Consider the following 12394-nt stretch of genomic DNA (forward strand, 5'->3'; position numbering starts at 1 on the left):
GCTACGAATCGAGGGGTGGCGCCCCATGGTGCGCATCGTGGTCGTCGACGACCAGGATCTGGTACGGGGCGGCTTCGCCATGATCCTCGACGCGGAACCGGACCTGACCGTGGTGGGCGAGGCGGCGGACGGCCTGGAGGCCCTGCGGGTGGTGGCTGAGAAGAAGCCGGACGTGGTGGTCATGGACATCCGGATGGAAGGTCCGATCGACGGCATCGAGGCCACCCGCCGGATCTGCGCCACCACCGACGCGCGGGTGCTCATCCTCACCACGTTCGACGTCGACGAGCACGTGCACGACGCGTTGCGGGCCGGCGCGAACGGTTTCCTGCTCAAGACCATGCGCCGGGCCGAGCTGGTCGAGGCGGTACGGGTCATCGCCAAGGGTGAGGCGCTGCTCGCCCCGACGGTGACCCGGCGGGTGATCGCCGACCTGCTGCGACGGCCCCAGGGCGCGATCCGGCCGCCGGCCCGGCTGGACGAGCTGACCGGCCGGGAGCGGGAGATCCTGTGCCTGGTCGCCCGTGGGCTCTCCAACGCCGAGATCGCCGCCCGGCTGACGGTGAGCGACCACACCGTCAAGACTCACGTCAGCAACGTGCTGGCCAAGCTGGGTCTGCGGGACCGGGTGCAGGCGGTGGTCTTCTCCTACGAGGCCGGGCTGATCAGTCCCGGTGAGGATCTCGACTGAGCGCTCTCCCTCGCTCGGGTGAGACCGGATTTGGCTCTCGGCGGCGATCTGCCGGAGGGCCCGCTTCATCAGGATGAGATCACATCGGTCTTTCCGTCCTGAGGAGCTGTGTGATGATCCGTGCCGTTACGCGTTTCGCTCGCCGGCGCCCTGCCGTCGTGCTCGTCATCTGGCTGGTGATCGCAGCGGCCGGCTTCACTGTCGGAAACGGCGTCTTCGCCCGGATGACGACAAGCGTCGGCGCCATCGCCGGCAGCGAGTCGCAGCAGGGCGCGCAGGCGCTCGGTGACGCCAAGCTCGCGCCACCGGTGATCAACGCGGTCATCTCCGGCGGCTCGGTCACCGACCCCGCCTTCCGTACGAAGGTCTCCGCCGCGCTCACCGAGCTGCGCGCCGTCGACGGCGTGCTGGCGGTGACCGACCCGTTCGGTCCCCAGGCCCCGGCCGCCACCGACGGCGCGGCGGTCCTGGTGAACGTGGAGCTGGCGCACCAGGGCGACCTGCTGGCCGACAAGGTACGGACGCAGCTGACCGGGATCGACGGTACGACGGCTGTGGTCTCCGGCGGCCCGCTCACCGACCGCGAGTTCAACGACCAGGCCACCTCGGACACCAGGCGGGCCGAGATCGTCTCCGCGCCGTTGCTGCTGCTCCTGTTGCTGCTGGTCTTCATGTCGCTGATCGCGGCCGGGCTGCCGCTGCTGATCGCCCTCGTCGGTGTCGGCGGAACCTTCACCACGCTGCTGGTGATGAGCTTCTTCACCGATGTGTCGATCTATTCGATCCAGGTCACCACGATGCTCGCGATCGGTCTCGGCGTCGACTACGCGCTGCTCATGGTCAGCCGGTTCCGGGAGGAACGGGCGCTGACCGAGGACGCGGAGGAGGCGCTCGTGCGGGCCTCCGAACGCGCCGGGCGGACCATCGTCTTCTCCGGCCTGACCATCGCGGTCAGCCTGGCCAGCCTGGTGGTCTTCGCCGATCCGTTCCTGCGGTCGATCGGCGTGGCCGGCGCCGCCGTGGTGCTGATCGACATGCTCGCCGCGATCACCCTGCTGCCCGCGCTGCTCCAGCTGCTGCGTAACCGGATCAAGCCGGTCCGGGCCCGGAAGGAGCGCGGCCGGTCGTTCGCCGCGGTCGCCCGTGGGGTGCAGAAGATGCCGGTGCTCACCCTGCTGGTGGTGCTCGTCGGCCTGCTCGTGGCCGGGCTGTCCGCGACCAACCTGCGGCTGGACACCAGCAACCCGAAGTCGCTGCCGGCCGACAGTGCCACCCGCCAGCTCACCGAGGAGTTGCGCGAGCACTTCCCGGCACTCGCCGGCCCGAGCGCGATCACGATCGTCGCCCGGACCTCGGCGGACGATCCCGACCTGGCCGAGTTCCGGCAGCGGGTCGCCGCGGTGCCCGGTATCTCGGTGGTGAACCCGGGGCGCAGCGGCGGCGGGCTGGCCGTTCTGCAGGCCACCCCGGAGAACCCGACGAGCGACCCGGACACCGCCCGGGCGGTACGCGACATCCGTGACCTGGACGCACCCTTCACGGTGCAGGTCACCGGCGACGCGGCCCGTCTGGTCGACTACCAGCAGGAGCTGCGCGACCGCCTTCCGATCGCCGGTGGCATCGTCCTGCTGGCGACGTTCGTCCTGCTGCTGGCGTTCACCCGGTCGGTGCTGATCCCGCTGAAGGCCGTGCTCACCAACCTGCTCAGCCTGTTCGCCGCACTCGGTGTGGTGGTCTGGGTGTTCCAGGAGGGGCACCTGGTCGGCCTGCTCGGCGGTGAGCGGCTCGACGGCATCGACCTGACCGTGCCGGTGGTCGTCGCGGCGATCGCGTTCGGTCTCTCCACCGACTACGAGGTCTTCGTCCTGTCCCGGATCCGTGAGCGCCGCTTCGCCGGCGCGGCCCCGGACCAGGCGGTGCGGGAGGGTCTGCAGCGAAGCGGTGGCATCGTTACCGCTGCGGCCCTGCTCCTCGCGGTCACCTTCGCCGGCTTCATGACCGGGGGCTTCGCCCCGATCAAGGAGGTCGGCCTGGGGCTGGTGCTGGCCGTCCTGATCGACGCGGTGATCGTGCGGATGCTGCTGGTCCCGGCGACGATGGCGATTCTCGGACGCGCCGCGTGGTGGGCGCCTCGCTTCCTGGGTGGCCGGCCGCCGGTCCCCTCCGCTCCGGACGCCGGTGACGCGCAGCCGGAGTTGACGGCCACCGCCCAGGGCTGAGAGACCGGGGCGGGGCAGACCCCCGCTGTCCCGCCCCGGTCGATCGGATCGTTCAGTGCGGGGCCACCACGCCGCGCAGACCGGCGGCCTCGCCCACCTCGGAGAGGAGCAGATCGGTGTCGAGCAGTCGCACCAGCAGCCGGTCCACTCCGGCCAGGACCGCACGGATGAGGTCGGGGGGCAGTAGGGTGGTGTCCGCGAGCAGCGTCCAGCGCAGCTGCCCCGGGGTGTCGAGCACGTCGCCGACCTCCATGAAGAACGAGCTGCCGGCCGGCCGGCGCTCGGTCCACCGGAAGCTCGGTTCGGCCAGGACCCGCCGCACCACGTCACTGTCGAGCGGCGCGGTGACGGGCGGCGTCTCCGGTGCGCCGCGCATGTCGTTGAAGAAGCATCGGATCTCCGGCTCGGCGCCGCGTTCCCGGCTCACCTCCGCCAGCGCCGCCCACCCGTCCACCGGATCGAAGCGGCCGTGCCGGAAGGCCCGCACGGCAGTGCCCCAACAGTGCCGGACCAGGTCGGAGAAGGCCGGCCCGGTCAGGTCGACGACGGCCGGCATGTGCTGCGTCAGCGTGCCGATCGAGGCCCGCTGTGTGGCGGTGGTGCGGTTACCGACGACCAGGAGCAATCCGCACCTGTCGGTCTCGGCGACCACGCCCAGCAGGGCCGCGGTCACCGCGAGCGCGACGGTGGCGGTGCTGGTGCGGTACCGGTCGGCGAGCAGCCCCAGCACCGGCGCCGAGATCGGCGAGTCCAGGACACCGCGCCAGAACCGGGGTTCGGCCGGCGCCACCGGCCGGAGTGCGGCGAAGTTGTCGAGCGGGACCGCGTTCAGTTGCCGGCGCAGGTGGGCCACGGCGGCGGCGCTGACCGTACGGCCCCGGGGGGACCGCTCGAAGGCGGCGAGGTCGGCGGGATGCACCAGTTCCGGAGCCGCCGGATCGGGACGCCCCGCTGCCCGGCAGGCCAGCATCTCGGCCAGCACCCGTGCCGCCAGGCGGCTGCTCTGCAGATCGGCGGCCAGATGAGCGATGCAGAGCACCAGAGCCCGGGGTACGCCCCGGTGTACGCAGACCAGGACGCGCATCGGCAGGTCCCGATCGTGGTCGAACGGTGTCGCCTGGAGTTGCTCGTCCAGTTCCCGGGCGGTCGCCGTGAACCGCTCGGCCGGACCGTCGCCGGAGAAGACCCCGACCGGGATGCTGCCGCTGTCGAGCACCTCCTGGACCAGCCGGCCGTCCCGTCGCGGGAACCGCGTCCGCAGTGCCTCGAACCGGCCGGCCAGCGCGCCCACAGCGGAGCACACCATCGTCAGGTCCACGCCCTCGGGGATCAGCACGGGCACGGTGACGTTGTAGGCGGTGCCCGGCGGCATCCGCCGGATGTCGCGTTCCACGAGCACCTGACCCCACGTCAGGTGCTCGACGATCGCCCGCGAACCGGTGAAGTGGGCCGGCTGCCAGCGCACGCCGGCGGTCAGGCCGGGCACGACGCGTACCCGTCCAGCGTGCGGACGGCCGCGTCCCGGCGGTGCTCCAGGTACCGCTCGTTCCATCGGCCCGGTCCGGCGTCGGAGGCGTGCGGGCCGAGGAACCGGGCGGTGACCGAGGCGCGGAAGGCGGCCCAGGTGGCCGCCGGGCTGACCAGCCGGCTGGCGGCCGGTACGGTCCGCGCCGGCCCCGGCGGCAGACCGCTGCCGGCGCATACGGCGTCGGCCCAGCTCTCCTGCTCGTCGAGGGCGGCCAGGACGGCGTCGAGCGACAGGCCACGCAGCTCGGTGACGGCCACCGCGCGGCTGCGGAAGCCGGTCGCCGACACCGGGCCGAACCGCTCGATCGCGATCGCCACCGGCAGCATCGCCCGCGGCGCGAACCACTCGCAGCCGAGCACTGTCAGCGTGGGCAGGTCGCCGGTTTCGGGGTCGTCCGCGGCGACGATCCGCCACTCCGCGAAGGGCAGCGCGACGCCCGAGTCCCGGAAGGTGACCGCGTCGGCGCCGCAGTCCGGGCAGGACATGATCCGGACCGCCATCGGGGGTGCGGGCGGGCGGATCACCCCCGGCGGCTGATCGGCCGGAACGAGGAAGTGGGCCGCCACCTCGCGGCGCGCCATCCGTTCGACAACGGTGCCCAGGGCCGGGTCAGGAGTTGTGGCGAGCGTGGTCATGTCGGATGTCCTCTCCACTGGCGTCGGCCGGAACGCCGGCCGTGACGAAGGCGTCAGGGCTCCGGCGGTGCAGGCCGAGAGCGACAGCGGCCACGCCGAGGTCGATGAGCGCGGCCCGGCCGGCGGCGCCGAGGGCCGTGCCGTCCGGGGCGGTCAGGCCGGAGTCCACCCAGGTCGACACGGCCGAGCGGATCCGGGCGGGGTGAGCGGGGCCGAGTGGCACGGGCAGGTCACGGCGTACCGCGGCGGCCTCCAGCCCGAGCAGGTATCCGGCGGCCCAGATCTCCAGGGCGGCCCGCGCCTGCGGTCGCGGCCCCGGCCGGCTGTCCAGGTACGCGGCCAGCGCGGTCGTCACCTCCTCCGCGCCGATCCCGAGCAGGTCGCACCAGTCCGCCCAGTACCAGCAGAACTCGTTTCCGCCGGGCTCACCGGTGTGCGGCCGGAGCAGCCGGATCAGGCAGCGCGAGTCCTTGACCTGCACGACGTACTCGTCGTGGGACTGGTAGCGGGACCGCGACGCCAGGGTCGCGTCGATCCGGGGGTCGAGTTCCCAGTGCGTGCCGGACGGCACCGGCGGCGCCCACACGGTGGCATGGTGCCGGCCGCCGTGCCCGGCGATCAGGGTCGGCAGCCCGCGGTTGTCGACCAGGTGCGGCACCGTTGCCAGCAGCGGTACCCCGCGTTCCCGGCAGTATCGGGCGATCATCTGGTCGTCGTCGGTGACCTCGTCGGGGATCGGCGCCAGGTAGGCGGCCAGGTCCGCGGCCACGTCGGCCGGCAGCAGGAACGCCAGCGCCGGGATCCACTCCATCGGGGACAGTGCCGCCCACGGCGATCCGGCGACCGCGGCCAGCCGGCACAAGAAGCTGTTCTGCGGGCTGCTCCAGTCGGTGTAGAGGGCGATGCCGTGTGCCGGGCGGTGCGCGATGGCGGCCAGCACGTGCGCGGCGAAGTCGTCGCAGACCCGGGCGTCGTCCTGTAGGACGAGGTGGTGCGTGGCGCCCTCGGCGATCGAGGCCCAGGCGACCTTCGCGGTGCGCAACGGGCTGCGCGCGGCGTCGGGGTCCGGGTCGTGCACGATGCGCGCCTCCAGCGGGCGGCACGCCTCGACGAGCACGTCCAGGGCGACGTCGCGAGCCGGATGGTGCATGATCGTGACGCTCAGGCGAACGTCCCGCGCCCGCCATGCGGGGCGGTTCACCGGGCGTCCGCCCGGCTGGTCCGGCGGACGTGCCGCCACGTGAGCAGCGGGACGAGCAGCATGCCGCAGGCGTTGAGCACCGCGATCGTCCAGTAGAGGGCCGACGGATCCTGCTGGGACCGGGCCAGCGCGCTGCCGACGACGACCATGCCTCCGAAGTACGGCACGTTCAGCAGCAGCGCGATCAGGCCCCCGCCGACCTGTTCGAGAAGGAGCAGCGTCATCACGTTCAGGCCCAGACCGATGTAGGTCAGGCCGACGATCCCCAGGAAACGTGCGGTCTCCGACGCGACAGCCGGGTCACCTGCCAGCAGCGCGGCCAGGGGCTCCCGGCCCAACCAGATCGCGACCGCGAGCACCGCGTACACCGCGGCGGTCAGGCGCAGTCCGGCCCCGAACACCGCCGGCCCGTCGCCGGGCCGCCCCGCGCCCCGCAGCTGGTTGAGCACGATCGCGGTCGCCGAACCGAGCGCCGAGGCGGGCACGATGAGCAGGTTCTGCAGCGCGCCGGCCGCCGAGTATCCGGACACCACGTCCGGCCCGAACGGGCTGAGCGCCCACAGCAGGCCCGCGTTCGCCACGGCCATCACCACGAACGACACGGTGACCGGCAGCCCGGTGCCGGTCAGTCGCCCGATCGCCTCCGGCCGCCAGGTCAGCGGCCCGCTCGCCGTCCAGAGTCCGCAGCGGTACACCTGCACCATGCCGACGGTCAGCGCGGCCACGCCGCCGATCGCGATCGCGACGGGAAGCGCGTACACGCCGAGGTCGGTGCCGAAGCCCAGGACCGCGACGCCGCCCACCTCCAGGACCGCGCCGGTCAGCACCACGGCCGCCGCGGAGCCCGGCCGGCCGTAGCCGCGCAGGCTCGACGAGAGCAGCACGGTCGGGAAGAAGATCAGGTTGGCCAGGCAGGCCCAGCGGGTGAAGGCGACGAATTCCCCCACCGACGCGTCCGGGACGTTCAGCAGCGCCGCCAGCCACGGCGCCGCCAGGATCAGTACGAGGCTGACGGTGCCCCAGACGGCCACGCCGACGCGGGCCATGCTGGCGGCGACCGGGAGGACGTCCCTGGCCCGGCCGGCGCCGCGGCTCACCGACGCGGAGACCTGGTTGCTCACGTCGAAGCCCACCTGGAGGGCGGCGAAGAGCAGCGCCAACGGTACGTAGAGGGAGCGCACGTACATCGCTTCGACGCTGATCCGGGCCATCAGCGCGATCACCACCACCGGCACCAGGACGCCGGCCGTCTCGCCGAGTGCGATCGTGGCGGCGAGGCGGCGGATCCGGGACGCGCCGTCCCAGACGATCGTGGTCGGTGCTTCGGTGGTGCTCACGACGGTGCCACCGCCGCCGAGCCGGTAGTTGGACGTTCGGGCATGACCCACCCCCATGTCGGGCTCGCGGAGACGCACCGACCATAGATACGCGCGAATCAGGCCCACAAGCTGCCCAAAGGGCTATGCCCAGGAGGTGTCCGGCCGGCCTCACAACCGTTCCGGGGTACGGATGCCGAGCAGGTCCAGGCCCTGCCGCAGCACCCGCCCGGTCAGCTCGCACAACACGAGCCGGCTGTCCCGCAGCGGACCCTCGGCCCGCAGCACCGGGCAGCGTTCGTAGAACGCGCTGAACGCGACCGCCAGCCGGTGCAGGTACGCGGTCAGCCGGTGGAACTCCAGGGTGCCGGCCAGCTCGTCGACCACCGCGGCGAAGCCGACCAGCTCGATGGCGAGCGCCCGCTCGGCCGGCTCGGCGAGCGAGACGTCGGCGTCCGGCCGCGCCGCCGCGCCGGCCCGCCGGAAGATCGACCGGACCCGGGAGTACGCGTACTGGAGGTACGGCGCCGTGTTCCCGTCCAGCGACAGCATCCGCTCCCAGTTCAGCACGTAGTCCTTGTGCCGGTCGCCGGACAGGTCGGCGTACTTGATCGCGCCGATGCCCACCGCGCGCCCCACAGCGGCGGCCTCCGCCTCGCCCAGCTCCGGATTGCGTTTCCGGGCCAGCGCGGTGGCCCGCTCCACCGCCTCGGTGAGCAGCCCGACCAGCTTCACCGATCCGCCGGCCCGGCTGCGCAACATCCGCCCGTCCGGGCCGAGGATCGAGCCGAACCCGACGTGCTCGGCCCGTGCCGGCGCGGCCAGCCAGCCGGCCTGCGCGCCGACCGCGAACACCATCTCGAAGTGCCGCCGCTGCGGCAGCCCGACCACGTAGAGCAGCCGTGTCGCGCCGAGCGTGCCGGTCCGGTGCCGCAGCGCGGCCAGGTCGGTGGCCGGGTAGCCGTACCCGCCGTCGGACTTGCGCACGATCAGCGGCAACGGCTCGCCGTCCCGGCCCACCGAACCGGGCGGGAACACGCAGTCCGCGCCGTCGCTGCGCCGCAGCAGCCCGAGCCGGTCCAGCTCCTCGACGGTGGGCGCGAGCTGGTCGTGGTAGCTGCTCTCGCCCCGGAAGTCGTCGCCGGTCAGGGTCACGTCGAGCAGGTCGTACACGGTCAGGAAGTAGCTCTCCGACTGCGTCACCAGCAGTCGCCACAGCCGCAGCGTCGCCGGGTCACCGCCCTGCAACGCCACCACCCGCTGCCGCGACCGCTCCCGGAACGCCTCGTCGTCGTCGAACTTCGCCCGCGCCGCCTTGTAGAACCCGTCCAGGTCACCCATGGACAGTTCCTGCGCCGCGCCGGACTCGCGGAGGTCGAGCAGGTGCTCGATCAGCATGCCGAACGGCGTGCCCCAGTCGCCGAGGTGGTTGGCGCGCAGCACCCGGTGCCCGAGCCACTCCAGCGTCCGCGCCGCCGCGTCCCCGATCACCGTCGACCGCAGGTGCCCGACGTGCATCTCCTTCGCCACGTTCGGCCCCGAGTAGTCGACCACCACCGTCTCCGGCTCGGCCACCACGGGCACGCCGAGCCGCGGGTCGGCGGCCAGCGCGGAGACCATTCCGCCGAGTGCGTGCCCGGCCACCGTGAGGTTCAGGAAACCCGGACCGGACACCTCGACCGCCGCGCAGACGTCGGCCAGCGCCGCGCGCTCCCGTACCTCCGCGGCGATCTCCCGCGGGGGCCGACCGAGCCGCCGGGCCAGGCCCAGCGCCGCGTCGGACTGGAAGTCCGCGTGCTGCGAGCGCCGCACGGCCGGGTCCACCGGCCCGCCGGCGATCGCCGCGAACGCCGGCGCCAGCCGGTCGGTGAGCAACCTTTCAAGATCCATGAGTACGCCGATCTCGCTGTGGATCCGCCGCGCGGATCACCTGACGGGAACGCGACGGCGGAGCGAGGGCGATCGATGACGACCGGCGGCTCGATCCGCCGGTCGCAGGAGGGGAAGGCTCAGCGCAGGCGGTCGCGGGACCGCCGGCGTCGCAGCGCGCCGAGCCGGACGTCGGAGGACGTCATCGGGTACGCGTGCGAGCTGGCCATGCCGGCAGCGTAACCGGCCGGTCCGGGGTCGGCGCAAGCGCGTACCCCGGACCGGCTCGTCGTCAGGCCGACGTGGCGACGGCCTTGCGGTAGCGCTCGGCCCGGCGCCGCACCTGGGTGTACGCGCTGCTCAGGCCCATCGCCCGGCGGACCTCGACGAGCGTGCGGCGCACCTGCTCGCGGGTCCGTTCGGTGCCGGTGACGATCAGCTCGTCGACCAGGCCGGGCTGCGCCTCGAAGCGGGCCCGGCGCTCCCGGATCGGGTCCAGGAACCGGTTGAGCGCGGTCGCCAGCGCCTCCTTGACCTCGACGTCACCGACTCGGCCGGCCCGGTAGCGGGCCTTGAAGTCCGCCACCTGCGCCAGGTCCGGGTTGAAGATGTCGTGGTACTCGAAGACCGGGTTCCCCTCGACCGTGCCGGGCACGTCGGCGCGGACCCGGTTCGGGTCGGTGTACATCCCCATCACCTTGCGGCGCACCGTCGCCGCGTCGTCGGAGAGCGCGATCGCGTTCCCCTTGCTCTTGCTCATCTTCCCGGCACCGTCGGTCCCGACCAGCGTGGGCGTCTCCGACATGATCATGTCGGGTACCGGGAAGACCTCGCCGTAGAGGTGGTTGAACCGCCGGGCGATCTCCCGCGTCACCTCGACGTGCGCGGCGTTGTCCTTCCCGACCGGCACGACCTGCCCCTTCACGCAGAGGATGTCGGCGGCCTGGAGGACGGGGTAGCCGAGCAGGCCGTAGGGCATCTCGTCCTTGCCGGCGTCCCGGGTCATCTCCTTCAGCGACGGCACCCGTTCCAGCCGGGGCACCGTGATCAGGTTCTGGAACAGCGTGTTCAGGTCGCCGACCTCGGGGATCGCCGACTGGAGGTAGAACGTGGCCCGTTCCGGCTCCACCCCGGCGGCGAGGATGTCGGTGACCATCTCGCGGGCGTTGTGCGCGACCTGCTCGATGTCCGCACGGCTGTTGCGCGTGGTGAGCATGTGCAGGTCCGCGATGATGAAGAAGCTCTCGTAGCGCTGGTGCAGCCGCACCCGGTTGGCGATGCTGCCGACGTAGTGGCCGAGGTGCAGACGCCCGGTCGGGCGGTCGCCGGTGAGCATGCGTGCAGAGGACATGGTCGTACGCCTTTCGTGCCGTTCGATGGCGGGGAGACGCGACCCGGTGTGACCCAGGTCGGTGGAGCGGGCTCGTCAGAACGAGCGCCGCCATCGCCCGCCGGCGCGGAAACGGAGTCCGCCGGCACGGAGTACGTCGAGGATCTGCTCCCGGCCGTCGACAGCGTGGCCCGGGAGACCGCTACGGGTCTCCGGGAGGCAGCTGCGCGACCGGACCATGACTGACACGGTAACCGCTCACCGGCCTGCGCCGCTGCCTCCTGCCGCGCTTACTGCTGTCGATAGCTCTCCGTGTAGTAGCTGCCGACCCGCTCCCGGTACTCCGGGTGTGCGAAGTGGTCCGCGTCGAACGCCGGCGACTCCTTCACCTGCTCCCGGGTGCGGTCCACGTGGACGACGCGGTCCAGGTGGTCGACCTGCGCCACAGTGCCGGCCGGCAGCAGCACCTTCTTGCCGAAGATCCACGGACCGGTGTCCACCACCAGGTACCGCGCGTCCGCGTCTTCGCTCGCCTCGTCGATCGAGCCGATCCGGCCGTCCGTCGCCTCCACCCGGTAGCCGGTGAGGTCGATCGGCGTACCCGGGCCGGGGGCGTCCGGGCCGTCGTCCGCCTCGCCGGTGCGCTGTTCCGGCACGTCTGTGGGCCGGGTCTGGTCGTACCCACCGGCCAGGGCGGACGGATCCCGCCAGGTCCACGGGTTGAACGGCTGCATCGGTGGCACCTCCGTCGAATCGGCTCGACGGAATCAGTGCCCCAGCGGCGGGAACGGAAACGCCTGCCGCGCCGACCGCGGGCCTGACCTGGGCGTACCGCGCGCTGGCATACTGGCCGACCATGGTCCTGTCACGTGGTTGGTCGCTGTTCCTGGTCGCCGTCGGCGTCTGGACGTGGGCGATCTGGCCGAGGTTCGCGGTCGCCATCTGGAACGACGAGCGCGCCTGGTCGGCCGGCGTCGTCGGCGAGGGCAGCCCGACCGGATTCCTCTGGGTACACGCCCTGCTGATCGCGGCGTCCCTCGCCATCGGCACGACGGTGGGGATCCTGGGCATCCGCGCCTACCGCGCCGCCCGCGCCGCCCGCCACCCCTCCCCCTCCTCGCCCTCCACCCCGCTTCGGTGATCAAGGAGTTTGTGTCCGGTGGGGACGCTGATCGGGACGCGAACTCCTTGATCGCGGGCGCTGCGGACGGGTGTGACGCGCGCCGCTACCCCTCGATTTGACGTTCAAACCCGCAGACGCGTAACTTTCTCTCTGCCAGCGCGGAACGGGGCAAACGGGACGAAAGCCCGGGAGCGCCGAACAGCGCTGGTACCGGGTCCGACCGAGACTGAGGTCTTGCGACGACGCGGTCCGGGCGAGGCCCGCCGAAACGCCGCAGGGCGGATTTGGCGGAGCGGAACCGACCGGGTAAGGTTGTCGACCGGCAGGGCACCGGGCGAGCTGGCGGGAAACCGCAGCGGCCGGCCTGCCAAATCCGATGATCATCGCAGCGGGTGACCGCTGCGCGTGCTCAGCGGCGCCGACCCGTACGAAGCATGACAGACCGGGACACACGGTTTGACACGGCAGAGACGGTGAGGTAA

General features: G+C 72.4%; 10 protein-coding genes. 3 read left to right on the plus strand and 7 right to left on the minus strand.

The annotated features are described in order from the left end of the window. Positions 1–25 precede the first annotated feature (25 nt). Positions 26–691: a response regulator gene (locus ACPCK6_RS21325; RefSeq protein ID WP_030504405.1), complete on the plus strand. Its 666-nt coding sequence runs from the start codon at positions 26–28 to the stop codon at positions 689–691. Positions 692–804: 113 nt separating this feature from the next. Further along, on the plus strand, positions 805–2910 hold the full coding sequence (locus ACPCK6_RS21330) for an MMPL family transporter (protein ID WP_423482015.1): 2106 nt from the start codon (positions 805–807) through the stop codon (positions 2908–2910). A 52-nt stretch (positions 2911–2962) separates the two neighbouring features. Here the strand turns inward: ACPCK6_RS21330 and ACPCK6_RS21335 are convergent, their stop codons facing one another. From ACPCK6_RS21335 to ACPCK6_RS21365, 7 genes are all read right to left on the minus strand, one after another. Continuing rightward, entirely contained in the window at positions 2963–4396 is a 1434-nt protein-coding gene (locus ACPCK6_RS21335) for a condensation domain-containing protein (RefSeq protein ID WP_423482016.1), read from the minus strand. Continuing rightward, on the minus strand, positions 4384–5073 hold the full coding sequence (locus tag ACPCK6_RS21340) for a hypothetical protein (protein ID WP_423482017.1): 690 nt from the start codon (positions 5071–5073) through the stop codon (positions 4384–4386). Before ACPCK6_RS21340 ends, ACPCK6_RS21335 begins: the two co-directional genes overlap by 13 nt. Next, positions 5048–6223: a hypothetical protein gene (locus ACPCK6_RS21345; RefSeq protein WP_423482018.1), complete on the minus strand. Its 1176-nt coding sequence runs from the start codon at positions 6221–6223 to the stop codon at positions 5048–5050. The genes ACPCK6_RS21340 and ACPCK6_RS21345 overlap by 26 nt, the downstream gene beginning before the upstream one ends. Positions 6224–6270: 47 nt before the next feature. Beyond that, the gene (locus ACPCK6_RS21350) at positions 6271–7611 is read right to left on the minus strand and encodes an MATE family efflux transporter (RefSeq protein ID WP_423482019.1); all 1341 of its coding nucleotides are present in this window, start codon (positions 7609–7611) and stop codon (positions 6271–6273) included. 150 nt (positions 7612–7761) lie between these two features. Next, complete coding sequence (gene argS, locus ACPCK6_RS21355; RefSeq protein ID WP_423482020.1) at positions 7762–9480, minus strand: arginine--tRNA ligase; 1719 nt, start codon at positions 9478–9480, stop codon at positions 7762–7764. Between the two features lie 271 nt (positions 9481–9751). Beyond that, complete coding sequence (trpS, locus tag ACPCK6_RS21360) at positions 9752–10810, minus strand: tryptophan--tRNA ligase (RefSeq protein WP_423482021.1); 1059 nt, start codon at positions 10808–10810, stop codon at positions 9752–9754. A gap of 269 nt (positions 10811–11079) precedes the next feature. Then, a complete protein-coding gene (locus ACPCK6_RS21365) occupies positions 11080–11523 on the minus strand; it encodes a PRC-barrel domain-containing protein (protein ID WP_396884258.1) in 444 nt (147 codons plus the stop codon). Between the two features lie 122 nt (positions 11524–11645). On the opposite strand from ACPCK6_RS21365, the gene ACPCK6_RS21370 reads away from it, so the two are divergent. Beyond that, a complete protein-coding gene (locus ACPCK6_RS21370) occupies positions 11646–11930 on the plus strand; it encodes an SCO4848 family membrane protein (RefSeq protein ID WP_396884257.1) in 285 nt (94 codons plus the stop codon). Positions 11931–12394 lie beyond the last annotated feature (464 nt).

This window comes from Micromonospora sp. AB353 (assembly GCF_049538395.1).
Taxonomy (GTDB): domain Bacteria; phylum Actinomycetota; class Actinomycetes; order Mycobacteriales; family Micromonosporaceae; genus Micromonospora; species Micromonospora aurantiaca.